Annotated in this window: 14 protein-coding genes; 4 read left to right on the top strand and 10 right to left on the bottom strand. The window is 62.5% G+C overall.

Going from position 1 to position 16,867, the window contains the following annotated elements:
- Positions 1-63: 63 nt before the first annotated feature.
- Positions 64-840 carry a class I SAM-dependent methyltransferase gene (locus OSW16_RS21245; protein ID WP_267818266.1) on the top strand — a complete coding sequence of 259 codons (777 nt, stop codon included), beginning with the start codon at positions 64-66 and terminating at the stop codon, positions 838-840.
- Between the two features lie 27 nt (positions 841-867).
- Here OSW16_RS21245 and OSW16_RS27195 read toward each other — a convergent pair whose 3' ends face one another.
- Positions 868-1,644 (bottom strand): RHS repeat-associated core domain-containing protein, encoded by a 777-nt coding sequence (locus OSW16_RS27195; RefSeq protein ID WP_349974844.1) that lies wholly within the window; start codon positions 1,642-1,644, stop codon positions 868-870.
- 400 nt (positions 1,645-2,044) lie between these two features.
- A complete protein-coding gene (locus OSW16_RS21240) occupies positions 2,045-2,674 on the bottom strand; it encodes a TetR/AcrR family transcriptional regulator (protein ID WP_267818264.1) in 630 nt (209 codons plus the stop codon).
- Between the two features lie 181 nt (positions 2,675-2,855).
- Between OSW16_RS21240 and OSW16_RS21235 the strand changes: the two genes are divergently transcribed.
- Together OSW16_RS21235 and OSW16_RS21230 are read left to right on the top strand one after the other, a co-directional pair.
- Complete coding sequence (locus OSW16_RS21235) at positions 2,856-3,956, top strand: efflux RND transporter periplasmic adaptor subunit (protein WP_267818261.1); 1,101 nt, start codon at positions 2,856-2,858, stop codon at positions 3,954-3,956.
- Between the two features lie 6 nt (positions 3,957-3,962).
- Positions 3,963-7,028, top strand: coding sequence for an efflux RND transporter permease subunit (locus OSW16_RS21230; protein ID WP_267818259.1), 3,066 nt, complete (start codon positions 3,963-3,965; stop codon positions 7,026-7,028).
- A gap of 36 nt (positions 7,029-7,064) precedes the next feature.
- On the opposite strand, the gene OSW16_RS21225 is transcribed toward OSW16_RS21230, so the two are convergent.
- The 4 genes from OSW16_RS21225 to plsB form a co-directional block, all read right to left on the bottom strand.
- Positions 7,065-7,754 carry a DUF4197 domain-containing protein gene (locus OSW16_RS21225; protein ID WP_267818257.1) on the bottom strand — a complete coding sequence of 230 codons (690 nt, stop codon included), beginning with the start codon at positions 7,752-7,754 and terminating at the stop codon, positions 7,065-7,067.
- 33 nt (positions 7,755-7,787) lie between these two features.
- The gene (locus OSW16_RS21220; RefSeq protein WP_267818255.1) at positions 7,788-8,186 is read right to left on the bottom strand and encodes a YbaY family lipoprotein; all 399 of its coding nucleotides are present in this window, start codon (positions 8,184-8,186) and stop codon (positions 7,788-7,790) included.
- Between the two features lie 73 nt (positions 8,187-8,259).
- The gene (locus tag OSW16_RS21215) at positions 8,260-8,628 is read right to left on the bottom strand and encodes a YbaY family lipoprotein (RefSeq protein ID WP_267818253.1); all 369 of its coding nucleotides are present in this window, start codon (positions 8,626-8,628) and stop codon (positions 8,260-8,262) included.
- Between the two features lie 79 nt (positions 8,629-8,707).
- Positions 8,708-11,194, bottom strand: coding sequence for a glycerol-3-phosphate 1-O-acyltransferase PlsB (gene plsB, locus OSW16_RS21210; RefSeq protein WP_267818251.1), 2,487 nt, complete (start codon positions 11,192-11,194; stop codon positions 8,708-8,710).
- Between the two features lie 231 nt (positions 11,195-11,425).
- Here plsB and OSW16_RS21205 point away from each other — a divergent pair, with 231 nt between their 5' ends.
- On the top strand, positions 11,426-11,635 hold the full coding sequence (locus OSW16_RS21205) for a cold-shock protein (protein WP_012315914.1): 210 nt from the start codon (positions 11,426-11,428) through the stop codon (positions 11,633-11,635).
- A gap of 99 nt (positions 11,636-11,734) precedes the next feature.
- Here the strand turns inward: OSW16_RS21205 and OSW16_RS21200 are convergent, their stop codons facing one another.
- The 4 genes from OSW16_RS21200 to OSW16_RS21185 all read right to left on the bottom strand — a co-directional run bounded on the left by OSW16_RS21200 (position 11,735) and on the right by OSW16_RS21185 (position 16,790).
- Positions 11,735-12,112: a hypothetical protein gene (locus OSW16_RS21200; RefSeq protein ID WP_267818249.1), complete on the bottom strand. Its 378-nt coding sequence runs from the start codon at positions 12,110-12,112 to the stop codon at positions 11,735-11,737.
- A gap of 17 nt (positions 12,113-12,129) precedes the next feature.
- On the bottom strand, positions 12,130-12,942 hold the full coding sequence (locus OSW16_RS21195) for a putative RNA methyltransferase (protein ID WP_267818247.1): 813 nt from the start codon (positions 12,940-12,942) through the stop codon (positions 12,130-12,132).
- The gene (gene dapE, locus OSW16_RS21190) at positions 12,942-14,093 is read right to left on the bottom strand and encodes a succinyl-diaminopimelate desuccinylase (RefSeq protein WP_241804401.1); all 1,152 of its coding nucleotides are present in this window, start codon (positions 14,091-14,093) and stop codon (positions 12,942-12,944) included. Before dapE ends, OSW16_RS21195 begins: the two co-directional genes overlap by 1 nt.
- A gap of 105 nt (positions 14,094-14,198) precedes the next feature.
- Positions 14,199-16,790, bottom strand: coding sequence for a glycosyltransferase (locus tag OSW16_RS21185; RefSeq protein WP_267818244.1), 2,592 nt, complete (start codon positions 16,788-16,790; stop codon positions 14,199-14,201).
- Between the last annotated feature and the right edge of the window lie 77 nt (positions 16,791-16,867).

The raw sequence follows: 16,867 nt of genomic DNA, 5'->3' as shown, positions 1-16,867 counted from the left end.
TGCCTGTATCGGCCGAGGGTGCCGATTCATTAAGGGCGTGGGTTGAATTTTCAGGTGTGGATGATGGAAGAGCAAGGCACGGGTATCAGAGTCGAAGCGATGTCGGCTGAGTATGCGCACCAGGCGACGGCATGGGCCGAGCGCCTCGGCCTGCCGCTGCAGGACGATGCGGCCGGTTTCGCTGTGCAGGTAGGCGCCGATGGCTTGCAGATCCAGCAGTTGGGCCCGCAGGCGCCCGGGCCGGTGCGGGTGGACTTCGTCGAAGGTCAGGCAGCGCATCGGCGCCAGTTCGGCGGTGGTAACGGGCAGATGATCGCCAAGGCCGTGGGTATCGCGCAGGGGGTGCGGCCGCAAGTGCTCGATGCCACGGCAGGTTTGGGCAAGGACGCGTTCGTGCTGGCCAGCCTGGGTTGCCAGATGACCCTGATCGAGCGCCAGCCGCTGATCGCGGCCTTGCTGGAAGACGGCCTGACGCGAGCCCGGTCGGATGACGAGGTGGGGCCCATCGTCGGCCGCATGCGCTTGCTGACGGGCAACGCCATCGAGCGTATGCGCGACTGGGAAGGGGAGGCGCCGCAGGTGATCTACCTTGACCCCATGTTCCCGCACCGGGACAAGAGTGCCTTGGTGAAAAAGGAAATGCGCGTGTTTCGGCCATTGGTGGGCGATGACCTGGACGCCCCCGCTTTGCTCGAAGCCGCGCTGGCGTTGGCCAGCCACCGGGTGGTGGTGAAGCGGCCGCGCAAGGCACCGATCATCGACGGGCCCAAGCCCAGCCACAGCCTGGAAGGCAAGTCTAGCCGGTATGACATATATCCGAAGAAGGCGCTGAAATCATAAAGAGCTAAAGTGGCTGTGACTGCTTGGCTAGCTTTCGCGTAATACCACTAACCTTGCGAGGAGCGCATCCAGATCTGTCTCTATTTGCGTCAGGGAGCTGGGAGATCTAGCGAAAGCATTCCGCACATTAGTTTCGACTTCTTCCAAGGTATTCCCATTGAGAAGCACCGGCCTCGATTCTGGAGGCGCACTCGAACCTGCAGGCAGCCCATGGGTCAGTAGATAGCGGGTCAGTTGACGGCTGTTCAGGTCTAAAGAAGACGCTGGCGCGTATGGCTTGGCAGGGGCGTGGTAGCGTGTTTTGCCGTCAACTTCAGAGGGCACTAACGACTGCAGTCTGGCTTGCTGCTGGGCGAGTCTGGATCGCTCGGCGTCGGCGAATCTGCCTTCTTGTTTTGTTAGCTTGCTCTGGCGTTTTGACAGGGATGCATCAAGCGAACGATATTCTCTCTGCGATAGGTTTGGTTTGGCTGAGTCCAGTCTCGGCGAAAGCCTTTTGTATGAGTATCCGCCCTGTAGTTTCTTAAGTAAGTGTATATTTGGTATAAAGCTTTGCCCTGTTGGGTCTGATTTATTGATTGGATCGTTGACGCAATAGGCGTAGGCATTCAGACCTCCTTTCCCGAATGGGGATAATCCGTCTGGTCTGGTAAACCGCATCAACCTTTGATCATAGAGGCGATGGCCATTTCCCAACAGGTAACCAACTGCCAATGGTAAACGGGGTTGTCCAGTGTATAGCGCCAGCACGTGACTGGCGGGCGGAAGATTGTCACAGCCATATGGACTATAGGCAGTAGACATTACGCTCTCTGAATGGGATATGACGGTCGACTCCTGCACGTCGGCGGCTAATAGATAGGCTTTTGATGTTTGGCTGGATGTTTCGCACAAGTTCCGGCCCTGGGCGCTGATGATGGCATGGTGAGCGTCGTCTCTTTGCAATGTAGACAGCTTGGTGCCCTTATAGAAGAGTCTCAGTGTTTCGCTTTTTGCAGGCATGGCCGTCGCACTCATATTCAAGGATGGTTATGAGTTTGTCGCGTGAAGGTGGAACTGACTACTGGCAAAAATGTTGGGAAACAAGGTTTGGCAAGGCCAGGGAAATATTCACGACAGCGCTGAGTTCCGGAGCCGCTTTGCGGCCCTTTTGCGACACAAGGCCACTCAGGTACTGCACCGTCCGATAGGTATAGGATGATCCTCAGGGTTGAAACGCCCGAATGAACACCCCCACCACCTCGCGCACATGCGCCTCGGCCTCAGCTCCCTCCAATGGCCCCGCACACCCCAGCAGCAGCCGGTAATCGGGCGCACCTTTGACCAGGCAGAAGAAGTGCTCGGCCGCGCGCAACGGATTGTCGATGCGCAACAGGCCGCGCTCGGCGACCTCGCGCAGCAACCCCTCCATGCCCGCCAGCACCCGTTTCGGGCCGGCTTCGTAGAAGTACTCGCCAAAACCGGGGTCCTGGCTGCCCTGGGCCATGATCAGGCGGCTGAGTTTTACCGCTTCATCACTGCTGATCAACGCCTGGAAGCCGCGGGCAATGGTAAGAAGCACTTCTTCCAGCGCGACGCCCTCGGGGTACTCGAACAGCAGATCAGGCAACTGGATCTGGCAGGTGGCCATGACCGCCGAGCAGAACAGGGTCTGCTTGTCGGTGAAGTGGCTGTACACGGTGAGCTTTGAAACACCTGCCGCCGCAGCGACCGCATCCATGCTGGTGTTGGCATAGCCGAGGCTGAGGAACAGCGTCTTGGCCGCTTCGAGGATCGCCTCGCGCTTGGCAAGGTCCTTGGGGCGACCTGGGCCGATGGGTGCGTCGTTGGGCATTGGAGTCCATGTCTGGTTGAAGGGGCCCCCATCTTACCGGCTCGTTTGCCTTCCGGCTTCAGGGAATGGCCCATCCTTAGCGCTGATTTTCTTTCCGACGCTGGCTTCCCGGCTTCGGTTCCCTGATTTAATATACTCGACAGTATAAATATTCGATGCGCTCGTCGCGAAAGGATTCATCATGTTGCGTCATGCCTTGTGCCTCGCTCTGCCTGCCGCTGCCGCGTTGTTGCTGGCCGCCTGCGGGCAGCAAGCGGCCCCGCCCACAGCTCCCCGCCCAGCGCTGGTGGTCCAGCCGCAGCCAGCCCAAGCCTCAGCCAACAGCTACCCTGGCGAGGTGCGAGCGCGTTTCGAGCCGGAGCTGGCGTTCCGCATCGCTGGCAAGGTCAGCAAACGCCTGGTCGAGGAGGGGCAGCGGGTTAAGGCCGAACAGCCACTGGCAGAGCTCGACCCCCAGGATGTGCGCCTGCAACTTGAGGCCAACCGTGCCCAGTTGGCGGCCGCCGAAGCCAACCTTGCCCTGGTACGCGCCGAGCGTGACCGCTACCGCACGTTGCTGGATCGGCAGATGGTCAGCCATTCCCTGTACGACAACGCCGAGAACCTCTACCGGGCCGGGCTCGCGCGCCTCAAGCAGGCCAAAGCCGAATTCGACGTGGCTGGCAACCAGGCCGGCTACGCCGTGTTGCGGGCGCCCCAGGCCGGCGTGATCGCCAAGCGTCAGGTCGAGGTCGGCCAGGTGGTGGCTGCCGGGCAGACGGTATTCACACTGGCGGCCGATGGTGAGCGCGAAGTCGTCATCGGCGTGCCGGAGCAGCAGTTCGCCCGCTTCGCCGTTGGCCAGCAGGTCAGTGTCGAGCTGTGGTCGCGGGGCAATGAGCGCTTTGAGGGCCGTATCCGGGAGTTGTCGCCTGCAGCCGACCCCCGTTCACGTACCTTCGCCGCACGCATCGCCTTCAACTCGGCCAAGGTGCCTGCCGACCTTGGGCAGAGCGCACGGGTATTCATTGCCCATGACGGGCTGATCCCACTGGCTGTACCTCTCTCGGCGGTCACCGCGGAAAACGGCCAGGCGTACGTCTGGCGGGTCAACCAGGACCGTCGCCTGGAGCGTGCCGCCGTGCGCCTGGGGCCTTATGGCAGTGACACTGTTCCCGTACTCGAAGGCCTGAACCCTGGCGACTGGGTGGTGGCCGCCGGCGGCCACGTGCTGCGCGAGGGGCAGGAGGTGCGGCCGGTGGACCGTACCAACCGTGTGGTGAACCTGACGGCCAAGGAGTAAGTCCCGATGGGTTTCAACCTTTCCGCCTGGGCGCTGCGCAATCGCCAGATCGTACTGTTCCTGATGATCCTGCTGGCTGCCATTGGCGCCATGTCTTACACCAAGCTGGGGCAGAGCGAGGATCCGCCCTTTACGTTCAAGGCCATGGTCATCCGTACCCTGTGGCCGGGGGCAACGGCCGAGGAAGTGTCGCGCCAGGTGACCGAGCGCATCGAGAAGAAGCTGATGGAAACCGGCGAGTACGAGAGGATCGTCTCGTTCTCGCGCCCCGGCGAATCGCAAGTGACCTTCATGGCCCGGGACTCGCTGCATTCCAAGGATATTCCCGAGCTGTGGTACCAGATCCGCAAGAAGGTCGCGGATATCCGCCACACCCTGCCCCCGGAAATCCAGGGGCCGTTCTTCAATGACGAGTTCGGTACTACCTTCGGCAATATTTATGCGCTCACCGGTAGCGGCTTCGACTACGCCGTGCTCAAGGACTATGCAGACCGAATCCAGATCCAGTTGCAACGTGTCAAGGACGTGGGCAAGGTCGAACTGATCGGCCTGCAGGACGAGAAAATCTGGATCGAGCTGTCCAACCTCAAGCTGGCCACCCTGGGCGTGCCGCTGGAGGCCGTGCAGCAAGCGCTGCGAGAGCAGAACGCGGTGAGCACCGCCGGCTTTTTCGAAACCCCCAGCGAGCGCCTGCAACTGCGCGTCAGTGGCCAGTTCGACAGCGTCGAGCAGATTCGCCAGTTCCCCATCCGGGTAGGGGATCGCACCTTCCGTATCGGCGATGTCGCTGAGGTGTACCGGGGCTTCAATGACCCTCCCGCGCCGCGCATGCGCTTCATGGGTGAAGACGCGATCGGCCTGGCCGTGTCGATGAAGGATGGCGGCGACATCCTGGTGCTGGGCAAGGCACTGGAAGGTGAGTTCGAACGCTTGGCGCGCAACCTGCCGGCCGGGATGCAGCTGCGCAAAGTCTCCGATCAGCCGGCTGCGGTCAAGGCGGGCGTGGGCGAGTTCGTCCAGGTGCTGGTCGAGGCGCTGGTCATCGTGCTGTTGGTGAGCTTCTTCTCGCTTGGGCTGCGTACCGGCTTGGTGGTGGCCCTGGCTATACCCTTGGTGCTGGCGATGACGTTTGCCGCCATGCACTATTTCGGTATCGGCCTGCACAAGATCTCGCTGGGCGCGCTGGTGCTGGCCCTGGGCCTGCTGGTGGACGACGCGATCATTGCCGTGGAAATGATGGCGATCAAGATGGAGCAGGGCTACGACCGGTTCAAGGCTGCCAGTTATGCCTGGACCAGCACGGCTTTTCCGATGCTGACCGGTACGCTGATTACCGCTGCCGGCTTTCTGCCGATTGCCACGGCAGCGTCCAGTACGGGTGAGTACACCCGCTCTATCTTCCAGGTGGTGACCATTGCGTTGCTCACCTCGTGGGTGGTGGCTGTGGTGTTCGTCCCTTACCTGGGTGAACGGTTGCTGCCGGACCTGGCCAAGCTGCATGCCGCCCGTCATAACGGTAACGGGCATGCGCCGGACCCCTATGCCACCGCGTTCTACCAGCGTGTGCGACGTGTAGTGGAGTGGTGCGTGCGGCGGCGCAAGACGGTCATCCTGCTGACCATCGCAGCCTTTGTCGGCAGCATTGCGATGTTCCGCTTCGTGCCGCAGCAGTTCTTCCCGGCGTCCGGCCGCCCAGAACTGATGGTCGACCTCAAACTGGCCGAGGGCGCGTCGCTGGGCAATACCACCGAGCGGGTCAAGCAGCTCGAGGCCCTGCTCAAGCAGCTGGATGGCATCGACAACTATGTGGCCTACGTAGGCACCGGGTCGCCGCGCTTTTATCTGCCATTGGACCAGCAACTGCCCGCCGCGAGCTTTGCCCAGTTCGTCGTGCTGGCCACGTCTTTGGAGGAGCGCGAGCGCTTGCGCAGTTGGCTGATCGACACGGTGGACCAGCGATTCCCCGACCTGCGCGCCCGCGTCACCCGCCTTGAGAACGGCCCGCCGGTGGGCTACCCGGTGCAGTTCAGGGTCACGGGCGAGCATATCGAGAAGGTGCGCGCCCTGGCCCGTGAGGTGGCGGACAAGGTGCGTGAAAACCCCCATGTGGTGAACGTGCACCTTGACTGGGAAGAGCCAAGCAAGGCGGTGTTCCTGGCGATCGACCAGGACCGTGCGCGTGCACTTGGCGTAAGTACCGCGCACCTGTCGAGCTTCCTGCGCAGCTCGCTCACCGGCACCACGGTGAGCCAGTACCGGGAGGACAACGAGCTGATCGAAATTCTCCTGCGTGGCACGCAGAAGGAGCGTGGCGAACTGGGCAACCTCGGCAGCCTGGCGTTGCCCACCGACAACGGCCAGAGCGTGGCGCTGTCGCAGGTAGCGACCCTGGACTATGGCTTCGAGGAAGGCATCATCTGGCACCGTAACCGCTTGCCGACGGTGACGGTACGCGGCGACATCTATGACAAGGAGCAGCCGGCAACCCTGGTCAAGCAGATTGCCCCGACCTTGCAGGCAATCAAGGACAAGCTGCCGGATGGCTACCTGCTGGAAGTGGGCGGCACTGTCGAGGACTCCGAGCGCGGGCAGAAGTCGGTGAACGCCGGCATGCCGCTGTTCATCGTCGTGGTGCTCAGCTTGTTGATGATCCAGCTGCGCAGCTTCTCGCGCACGGTGATGGTGTTCCTCACGGCGCCACTGGGGCTGATCGGCGTGACCTTGTTCCTGCTGGTGTTCCGCCAGCCGTTCGGCTTCGTCGCCATGCTTGGCACCATTGCCCTGGCGGGCATGATCATGCGCAACTCGGTGATCCTGGTGGACCAGATCGAACAGGATATCGCTTCGGGGCTGGACCGTTGGCAGGCCATCATCGAGGCCACGGTGCGGCGCTTCCGGCCGATCGTGCTGACGGCGCTGGCGGCAGTGCTGGCGATGATCCCGCTGTCGCGCAGCGTGTTCTACGGGCCGATGGCGGTGGCGATCATGGGCGGGTTGATCGTTGCCACGGTGCTGACCCTGTTGTTCCTGCCGGCACTGTATGCGGCGTGGTTCAGGGTGAAGAAGGGCTGAAGGCTGCGGGGGAGGGCATAGCCCTCCCTTCGCGGGTCACAGGGCGCCAAATACCTTCTTGGCCAGGCTGGTAGCTGCCTGTGCGGGGTTCTGGCGAATGCTCTGTTCTTGCTTGGCGATCATTTCAAACAGGCCGTCTAGGGCTTTTTCGGTCACATAGCTCTCGACATTGGCACTCTTGGCATCGCCCAGGCCCAGGGCTGAGGCCTGGCCGGCAAAAGCGTTGTACTGTTGAACCACGCCCACCTTGTCGGTCGCCGCCTTGACGATGGGCAGGAACTTGGCGCGGATCTTCTCGCGGCTGCTCTTGTTCAGGTATTGGGTGGCCGAATCATCGCCCCCGCTGAGGATGCCCTTGGCATCGGTCACGCTCATGTTCTTCACCGCATCGACCAGGATCGCCTGGGCTTGCGGCACCGCCGCTTCCGCGGCCTTGTTCATGCTGTCTTCCAGGGCCGTGACCTGGTCACCTTTGCCGAACATCTTCATGGCCTTGGCGGCCTTGCCGAGGTTGCCTGGCAGTTCGATGCGCACATCCGGGTTGTTGCTGAAACCACCGGGGGTGCTCAATTGCTTGACGGCGACCTGTGCACCTTGGGTGAGCGCATCTTTCAGGCCGCCGGTGGCGTCCTTCTGGGTCAGGTCGCCCAGTGACAGGGCCAGGGCGCTGGCGGACAGCAGCAGGCCGGCGCACAGGGCGGTGAAGCGCAGGGAGGAGCGAATCATGAAAGGGTCCCTTTCAACAGAAGTAGGCGGATGTCAGCGTACGGGATCGACTTTGATCCGTACCGGCTGGGCGTCGCTGCCATCGAGCTCGACGCCGTGGTGTTCGGTGTTGATGAACAGCAGCTTGCCGCCCAGTTCGATGCGCGCGCTGACCGCGTAGCGGTGGCCGGGCTTGACTTGGGCGGGGTCGTAGGTGAGGTGGAACGGCAGCGGTACGTTGCCTTTGACCGGGCCGGCCTGGCGCGCCAGGGTGACGGCGGGGGCGTCCATCAGCGATACGTCCTGCAGTTCCACGCTCAAGGTGGCGGCGGGCGGCAGGGCGATGCGCTGAAGGTAGAAGACTTCGCCATCCAGGCTGGCCTGGGGCGGCGAGGTGTGGGTGGAACAGGCTGCGAGCAGGGATGCGCACCACAGCATTACGAGCTTTTTCATGGAATCTCCAAAGTCCTTGGGGTTGGCTTGTGGCCAACCCCAAGGACTTTAACGGATTTTCCAGGGCAGGTGGTCAACCCATGAGGTTGCCGCCGTGGAGACCTTCAGCGACCGAGTGCACCTTCTCGACCTCAACCTGATAGGTGCCTACGCCTGGTTTCAGCGTGTAGTTCGTGGTGTTGATGTACACCAGTTGCCCATCATTCTCGATGCGCGCACCGATGGCATATTCGTGTTTCTGGTTGATCTGGCTCCAGTCAAAGGGCAGCGGCAGGGTGATCGGAAAACCGCTTCCCCAGCGCAGATCGAGTTCGGTAACAGGGGTGGACGGCGCATCTGCTAGCGAAACATCAGCCAAGCTCAATTTGACGAGGGCTCCCGCCGGCGGGGTGGTGGAGTCTGAGCAGGTGATTTCGACGGTCACCGATTTGATCTGAGGCATATTGATAGTCCTTGAAAGGGATGTGGGGTGCAGCGAATCGATGTTGATCCCTTTCAAGGACCGGGCGCAGGCTGAAAATCTACCCCTGCACGATGTCCACCGGCTCATCACGGTGCAGCGCCACCTGGCGGATCGACAGGCGCAGCTCGGCTGACAGCACGCGCTTGGCCACGCCCTCGGCCAGCTCTCCCAGCTTGTCGTGATAGCCCAGCTTGCCATTGCCGTCCGGGCGCAACACGCCCTGCTCGACCAGGGTCTGGATGAAGTGGCGGAACAGGGTCTTGTCGAAGAACTCCGGGGCATTGAGACCGTGCAGGATCGACAGGCGTTGAGCCATCATCACGCACAGGTCTTCGAGTTCTTCCGCGCTGAGGGTGTTCTGCCCACTGTTGAGCAGCAGCGAAGTGGCCATGTAGAAGCGTTGCAAGGTCTGGGTGATGGAGCGGGCCAGCAGGGTCAGCAGGACGAATTGGCGCGAACTCGGAGCAGGGCGAATGTAGCTGTCTTGCTCCTGGCGTAGCAGCCCCTGTTCGACCAACGCGGCCAGCCACTGGTCGATCACCTCGTCCAGTTGCTCGGGTGACCAGCGCAGGAACAGCTCGGCCTGCAGGTACGGATACAACGCGTGTACATACTGCCCGAGCAGGTCACGGCTCATTCGTGAGCTGCTGTGGAAGAAGCTTGCCAGTAACGCCGGCAAGGCAAAGATGTGCAGGACGTTGTTGCGGTAATAAGTCATCAGCACCGCATTGGCTTCATCCAGGTAGAGGATGCGGCCCAGGGCGTCTTTCTGCTCCGCCAGCAGGTTCATGCCCCTGACGTGCTCGATCAGCGCCTGGCCGTCGCCCTCGGGCAGGGTGGTGTGCTGCGAATAGGGGACCTTGCGCAACAGGGCCAGGTACAGGTCCAGCACCCGGATCAGGGCACTTTCGTCCAGTGCCAGGCGGCTGGTGGAGAGCAACGCCAGGGCCACCAGGTTGACCGGGTTGACCGCTGCAGCCTCGTTGAGGTGGCGGGCCACGGTTTCACCCAGGCGGGTGGTGGTCTCGTTCAGCCAGGCGGGACGGAACTGCGGGCCAAGTGCCTGCTCACGCCAGCCGGGTTGCTGTTGGTCGAGAAAGCCTGCCAGGCGAATCGGTTCGCCGAAGTTGACGTAGACCTGACCGAAACGCTGCTTCAGCGCGCCGATGACTTTGAAGATGTCGAAGATCGACTCCTTCTTCTTGCTGGCGCCACGCAGTTCACCCAGGTAGGTGCGGCCTTCCAGGACCCGTTCGTAGCCGATGTACACCGGCACGAAGACGATCGGTGTGCGCGATGAGCGCAGGAAGCTGCGCAAGGTGATCGCCAGCATCCCCGTGCGTGGTTGCAGCATGCGCCCGGTGCGCGAGCGCCCGCCCTCGACGAAGTACTCGACCGGGAACCCCTTGGTGAACAGGGTGTGCAGGTATTCGTTGAACACTGCGGTGTACAGCGGGTTGCCCTTGAAGGTGCGGCGCATGAAGAAGGCGCCGCCGCGGCGCAGCAAGCCGCCGATCACTGGCATGTTGAGGTTGATGCCGGCCGCGATGTGCGGTGGCGTCAGGCCGTTGCGAAACAGCAGGTACGACAGCAGCAGGTAGTCGATGTGGCTGCGATGGCAGGGTACATAGATGACTTCGTGGCCCGGTGCGATGCCCTGCACCTGCTCGATGTGGTTGACCTTGATACCGTCGTAGATCTTGTTCCAGAACCAGCTGAGCACCACTTCCAGAAAGCGGATCGCGGTGTAGGTGTAGTCCGAGGCGATCTCGTTGCCGTAGCGCAGGGCCTGAGCTTCAGCCTTGGCCTGGGGAATGTTTTCCCGTTGGGCTTGTTCGCTGATGGCCTGGCGCACCAGTGGCGCGTGCACCAGGCCTTTGACCAGATTGCGCCGGTGCGAGATGTCCGGGCCGATCACTGCAGTCTTGAGGTTGCGAAAGTGCACGCGCATCAGGCGTTGGGCCATGCGCACGGTGCGTTCATGGCCTTTGTTGTGCTGCACCAGCTCACGCACCTGGATAGGCGCCGAGAACTGCACGCGGGTCTTGCGCCCCAGTATCAGGATGGTCAGCAGCCGGCGCAGGCGCCCGGTTACCGCCCAACTGTCAGCGAAGAGCAATTTCCACGGGCTCGATTCGCTGGCAGGCGTCTGGCCCCAGAACACACTGACCGGGATGATCTGTGCGTCTTCTTCGGCATGCTGGCTGACCGCTGCAATCACCCGCTCAAGGGTGGGGGGCGCGCCGCGCTTGTCGTGGCGGCCGAGCCAGTCCGGGTCGGGCGTGAGGTAGAAGAACCCGGCCGGCTCGTGCAGCGTGCCCACCGCTACCGGCAGTACCGGGCGCGGCAGCCCCGCCTTGGTGCACTCATGGTCGAGTACGGCCAGGTCGGTGAGCGATGGCGAGGGCAGGGCATAGAACACCGGGCGGCTGCGGTCGAGCTGCAGGCTCATGGCGGACTGGTTGATGGTCTCGGAGCGCACCCACAGGTACAACAGGCGACGCAGAGCGCCAAAGATCAGGCGGCGCAGGGGAGAACGGGTCATGGGGTGTGTGCCCTGGGTGTGATGTTCAGTGAATGTGCAAACGGTTAGTCTGCCGTATCTGCGTAAGTTCAGCAAAATCCTGCAAAGGGCGCGGCGGTCATGAAAATTATTTGTTCTGTGGCATATACTCGGCCTGCCACTTGCAGGATATTTCGGCAAGCGGCGTCGGCACGGGGAGGAAACCCTGTGTCTACAAGGCGATCTTCACAATAAAAATCCGGAGTAGTTCAGATGTCGTCTCGTGAGACTGGGAATGTAAAGTGGTTCAACGATGCCAAGGGCTTTGGCTTCATTCAGCGCGAAGGTGGTGCGGATGTATTCGTCCATTATCGGGCGATCCGCGGTGAGGGGCATCGTACCCTGGTCGAAGGGCAGCGGGTCGAGTACTCCTGCGTGCAGGGCCAGAAAGGCCTGCAAGCCGAGGACGTCGTAGGGCTCTGAGTCCTGCGCTTCGAGCCTCAAGCTTCAAGCTTCAAGCTTCAAGCTGCAAGTTGACCGTGTAACTTGCAGCCTGATGCGAACTCTTTTGTAGCGTGCTGCTCACGAGGTACGCCAGGTGATCTCCTCTTCACCGTCAGCGCTGATGCGGATCCAGCGATCGGCATCTTCCTCGCCATCTTCCTCGACCCAGCCACCTGGCGCGCAGCGCACTTCCACGCCCAGTGCGGCGAATGCGGCGCGGGCGCAGGCGACGTCATCGTCCCATGGCGTCTGGTCGCTTTCCAGGTACAGGCTGTTCCATTTCCCTACAGCCTTGGGTAACCAGGTGACCGGAATGTTACCGGCCTTGCATTTGAAGGTCTGGCCTTTCTGCTGCCATTCGCTGCAGGGGCCAATCACTTCGCCGAGCCATTGGGCAATCTGCTTGTGGTCGACGTCAGCGTCCTTCAGGTAGATCTCGATATCAGGTTGGCGCATAAGGGCTCCAGGTGTGCTCAGTCTTGGCGCACGAAATAGTCATAACGCATCGAAACCGTGACGTCGAAGGGCTCGGGCTGGTCTATCACCCGCGCACGTTTCTCGGCACTGGCGCGCCAGCCGTGCGGCGTCATGGCCAGCAGGTCGGCCCGGGCTTTGGGGGCCGCCAGGCTCAGCCGGAACTCAAGGGTTTCGCTGTGGGTATGGGCCATGCCCTGGGGGGGCAGGGCCAGGTGTTTGTCATCGGCATAAGGGCGTACTTCATCGTAGAGCACTTCGCGCAATTCCATCAGGTGGCCGCTGGTCGGGCCCACCCGCATCAGGCCGCCACCCGGGCTCAGCAGGCGCTGGGCCTCGGCCCAGTCCAACGGGCTGAACACGCTGGCGATGAACTGGCAACTGGCATCGGCCATGGGGACGCGGGCCATGCTGGCGACCATCCAGGTGACCGAAGGGTCGCGGCGGCAGGCACGTTTGACGGCCTCCCGCGAGATGTCCAAAGCGTAGCCGTCAGCCTGTGGCAGGGCCTGGGCGAGTTGCGCGGTGTAATAGCCTTCGCCGCAGCCGATGTCCAGCCAGGCGCCAGGCTGGCGCTCGGCGGCCAGTTCAGCCAGGCGACGGGCCACGGGCGCGTAATGGCCGGCATCGAGGAAGTCCCGGCGCGCTTCGACCATGGCCTGATTGTCGCCAGGGTCACGGCTGTTCTTGTGCTGCACAGGCAGCAGGTTCAGGTAACCCTGGCGGGCACGGTCGAAGCGGTGGCCGGCCGGGCACACCACACCGTTGTCGAGCCGCGTCAGTGACGCCTGGCAAATAGGGCAGGCGAGCATCAGGCGAGCAACCGCACCAGGGTCTGGTAGTAGATCTCGGTCAGCAGGTCGAGGTCGCTGGCCAGGATGCGTTCGTCGACCTGGTGGATGGTTGCATTGACCGGGCCCAGTTCGACGACCTGGGTGCCCATGGTGGCGATGAACCGGCCATCGGACGTGCCCCCGCTGGTGGACGGCTGAGTATCACGGCCGGTGACCCCCTTGATGCTGGCCGAAACGGCATCGAGCAGTTCGCCGGGCTCGGTGAGGAATGGCAGGCCCGAAAGCGCCCAGTCGATCGACCAGTCCAGTTCATGCTTGTCGAGGATTGCCGAGACTCGCGCCTGCAGGCCTTCGACCGTCGACTCGGTGGAGAAGCGGAAATTGAACAGCGCGGTCAGATCACCCGGCACCACATTGGTGGCGCCGGTACCGGAATTGAGGTTGGAGATCTGGAAACTGGTCGGTGGGAAGAACGCGTTGCCTTCATCCCAGTGTTCGGCGGCCAGCTCCGCCAGCGCTGGCGCGGCTAGGTGGATCGGGTTGCGTGCCAGGTGCGGGTAGGCCACATGGCCTTGTTTGCCGCGCACGGTCAGTTTGGCGCCAAGCGAGCCACGGCGGCCGTTCTTGACCACGTCACCGAGCAGGCTGGTGCTCGACGGCTCGCCGACGATGCACCAGTCCAGGCGCTCGTTGCGCGCGATCAGGCGCTCGACCACAGCCTTGGTGCCATGGTGTGCCGGGCCCTCTTCATCGCTGGTGATCAGGAACGCGACCCTGCCGCGGTGGTTCGGGTAGTCCTGCACGAACCGCTCGCTGGCGACCACCATGGAGGCCAGGCTGCCCTTCATGTCGGCAGCGCCACGCCCGCAGAGCATGCCATCGGCATCGATCAGTGCCTCGAACGGCTCATGCTGCCACTGCTGTACCGGGCCGGTAGGGACCACATCGGTGTGGCCGGCGAAGCACAGCACCGGCCCGTCCTGGTGACCATGGGTGGCCCAGAAGTTGTCGACGTCTTCGATGCGCATCGGTTCGAGCTGGAAGCCCACGGCGCCCAAGCGGTTCATCATCTGCGCCTGGCAATCGGCGTCGACAGGGGTGACCGAGGGACGACGGATCAGGTCGCAGGCCAGTTGGAGGGTGGGCGAGAGCTCGGCTGGGGCCGTCATGGGGAACTCCGGGGCAAGGCAAGGCGGAAAAACGAGGGGCGTTATCTTATATCAAACAAGGTTTGTCGGCACGGGGCTTTGGGCCGCTGCGCGGCCCCGCGATGTTCAAGCCTCCTGAGGCTCGGCCATTGTGTGCTCGGGCTTGGGCAGCGACGACAGCAGTGCCATTACCAGCGCCGCCAGGTAGGGCAGTGACTGCACCAGCAGCATCGCGACCCAGAAGCGCATGTCCGAGCTCGGCAACCCTTGCACCAGGTAGATCCCGGCTGCCGCTCCCCACAGCAGCAGCATGATGAACAGTTCTTCGCGCGCTTCGGAAATCGCGACCAGCAGCCCATGGCTGTCGGCATTTTTCGGCGTGCGGAAGAACGGCATGCTGCTGGTGAAGAACCCGTACAGCACCGCCTTGGCGATGGTGTGCGACAGTGCCAGCCCCGCCAGGGCCGCTGCGAATGCGTCCTTGAGGTTGACCCCGACCGCCCGGCGGTAAAGGAAGATGATTTTGGCGACCTTGAAGAAGAACAGCGCCAGTGGCGGGATGGCGAAGATCATCAGGGGGGGATCGACCCGGTGCGGCACGATGATCATCGCCGCCGACCAGAGCAGGGCACCGACCGTGAAGAAGATGTTCATGCCATCGGCGACCCAGGGTAGCCAGCCGGCCAGGAAATGATAGCGCTGGCCACGGGTCAGCTCGCTGCCCTTGCCGCGCAGCAGGGCGGCGGCGTGGTGCTTGATGATCTGGATGGCGCCATAGGCCCAGCGGAAACGCTGCTTCTTGAAGTCGATGAAGGTGTCGGGCATCAGGCCCTTGCCATAGCTGTTGTGGGCGTAGGCAGCCGACAGGCCTTTCTCGAACACCCGCAGGCCCAGTTCGGCGTCTTCGCAGATGCACCATTCGGCCCAGCCCAGTTCTTCCAGCACGGTGCGCCGGGTCATGGTCATGGTGCCGTGCTGAATGATCGCGTCACGGTCGTTACGGGTGACCATGCCGATGTGGAAGAAGCCTTTGTACTCGCTGTAGCAAAGCTTCTTGAAGGCGCTCTCATGCTGGTCGCGGTAGTCCTGGGGCGACTGCACCACGGCGATCTTCGGGTCGGCGAAATGCGGCACCATGTGCTTGAGCCAGTTGCGGTCCACGCAGTAGTCCGAGTCGATCACTGCGATCACTTCGGCATCCTTGGCGGTGTGCGGCAGCAGGTAGTTGAGCGCACCGCCCTTGAACCCGGCCAACGGCGCGACGTGGAAGAACTTGAAGCGCTCGCCGAGCTTTTCGCAGTGGGCCTTGAGCGGCTCCCAAACGGCTGGATCCTTGGTGTTGTTATCGATCACCAGCACTTCGTAGTCCGGGTAATCCAGGGCGGCCAGGGCGTCGAGTGTCTGTTTGACCATCTCGGGCGGTTCGTTGTAGCACGGTACATGTACCGAGACCTTGGGCCGGTAGGCGCTGTCGCCCTGCACCGGCAGAAACTCCCGGCGGCGTTTGTGAATCCACACCGCCTCGGCCAACTCGTGCGCCTCGGTCAATAGCACGATGAAGACGCCGAGCGCGCCGAGCGCCAGCAGCACGCCGACAGTCAGGCTGAACCAGGTGCTGTACTGCTGGCTGTAGTCGTAACCGATCCACACCAGCACTGACCCACAGAGGAAGGTGATGAAGGTGAGGAACGTTCGCCCGCGTTGGCGCAAGGCCGAGCCGTCGATCAGCAATACGGTCAGGGCGATCATCGCCAACACCACCGAGGCGACCGCCAGCGCACGCCATTGCGGTATCGCCACCACCGGCCCTTCAAAATTGAATTTTTGCTGGCGTTGGGCATTGAATACGCCCCAGTAGGCGCCCACCGAGCCCTCGTCACTGGCTTTCCAGGGTTGGTCGTAGGCTTCGATGACGAAATAGTTGTAGCCGCGGCGGTTGAGGGTGTTGACCAGCGTGCGCAGGTAGATGGCCTGGTCGGCCTGGGTCGCGTCGGCGCCGCCGCGCATGCGGCCGTTGCTCGGCCAGCCGACTTCCGAGAGCAGCAATGGCTTGCGCGGGAACTGTTGTTTCAGCTCACGGGCCCGATCCAGGACGAACTCCACGGAATCCTTCATGGGCACGAATTCCCAGTAGGGCAGGATGTGCGCGGCGATCAGGTCGACATGCTTGGCCAGTTCCGGGTGTTCCTTCCAGATGTGCCACTGTTCACTGGTGGTGACCGGCACCTTGACTGCGGCTCGCACCCGGTCGAGGTACTGGATCAAGGCTTCGGGCGTGACTTCTTCGCGGAACAGCGCTTCGTTGCCGACCACCACGCGAACCACACTGCGCGAGGTGTTGGCCAGTTCGATGGCGGTGGCGATCTCTCGCTCGTTGCGCTCCAGGTCCGGGCTGATCCAGATGCCCAGGGTGACGCGCAGCCCAAGCTCCTCTGCCAGGCGCGGGATATCGGCCTGGGTGCCTTCGACGGTGTAGATACGGATGCTGTCGGTCAGCGTGTTCATCTGCTCCAGGTCTTGGCGCATCTCGGCATCGCTTGGGTACTGGCCTTTTTGCGGGCTTTCCCCCAGACGAAATGGCGAGTACGAGAAGCCTGATATCTGCTCAGGCCAGGCCGGCGCCGAGACCGGCCGATTGACCAGCGCCCAGAACCCGGTGAACAGTGCGGCGATGGCCAGGACAATCACCAGGTTCAAGCCGAATTTGCGAGATGACATTGTCGTCCATATCTGTCGAGGTAGTAGGACATTAAAGCAGGATCAGTAGGTGTTTTCCTAACGATGGAGGTCATCGG

The sequence above is a fragment of the Pseudomonas putida genome (genome assembly GCF_026625125.1).
GTDB classification, from domain to species: domain Bacteria; phylum Pseudomonadota; class Gammaproteobacteria; order Pseudomonadales; family Pseudomonadaceae; genus Aquipseudomonas; species Aquipseudomonas putida_X.
Note: the sequence above shows the minus strand (reverse complement) of the source record. Positions and strands in the feature narration are given on the sequence as shown.

Bases quoted from the DNA above. Each gene is read 5' to 3' on its own strand.
- OSW16_RS21245 (WP_267818266.1), top strand. From the start codon at position 64: ATGGAAGAGCAAGGCACGGGTATCAGAGTCGAAGCGATGTCGGCTGAG.
- OSW16_RS27195 (WP_349974844.1), bottom strand. From the start codon at position 1,644: ATGTCTACTGCCTATAGTCCATATGGCTGTGACAATCTTCCGCCCGCC.
- OSW16_RS21240 (WP_267818264.1), bottom strand. From the start codon at position 2,674: ATGCCCAACGACGCACCCATCGGCCCAGGTCGCCCCAAGGACCTTGCC.
- OSW16_RS21235 (WP_267818261.1), top strand. From the start codon at position 2,856: ATGTTGCGTCATGCCTTGTGCCTCGCTCTGCCTGCCGCTGCCGCGTTG.
- OSW16_RS21230 (WP_267818259.1), top strand. From the start codon at position 3,963: ATGGGTTTCAACCTTTCCGCCTGGGCGCTGCGCAATCGCCAGATCGTA.
- OSW16_RS21225 (WP_267818257.1), bottom strand. From the start codon at position 7,754: ATGATTCGCTCCTCCCTGCGCTTCACCGCCCTGTGCGCCGGCCTGCTG.
- OSW16_RS21220 (WP_267818255.1), bottom strand. From the start codon at position 8,186: ATGAAAAAGCTCGTAATGCTGTGGTGCGCATCCCTGCTCGCAGCCTGT.
- OSW16_RS21215 (WP_267818253.1), bottom strand. From the start codon at position 8,628: ATGCCTCAGATCAAATCGGTGACCGTCGAAATCACCTGCTCAGACTCC.
- plsB (WP_267818251.1), bottom strand. From the start codon at position 11,194: ATGACCCGTTCTCCCCTGCGCCGCCTGATCTTTGGCGCTCTGCGTCGC.
- OSW16_RS21205 (WP_012315914.1), top strand. From the start codon at position 11,426: ATGTCGTCTCGTGAGACTGGGAATGTAAAGTGGTTCAACGATGCCAAG.
- OSW16_RS21200 (WP_267818249.1), bottom strand. From the start codon at position 12,112: ATGCGCCAACCTGATATCGAGATCTACCTGAAGGACGCTGACGTCGAC.
- OSW16_RS21195 (WP_267818247.1), bottom strand. From the start codon at position 12,942: ATGCTCGCCTGCCCTATTTGCCAGGCGTCACTGACGCGGCTCGACAAC.
- dapE (WP_241804401.1), bottom strand. From the start codon at position 14,093: ATGACGGCCCCAGCCGAGCTCTCGCCCACCCTCCAACTGGCCTGCGAC.
- OSW16_RS21185 (WP_267818244.1), bottom strand. From the start codon at position 16,790: ATGTCATCTCGCAAATTCGGCTTGAACCTGGTGATTGTCCTGGCCATC.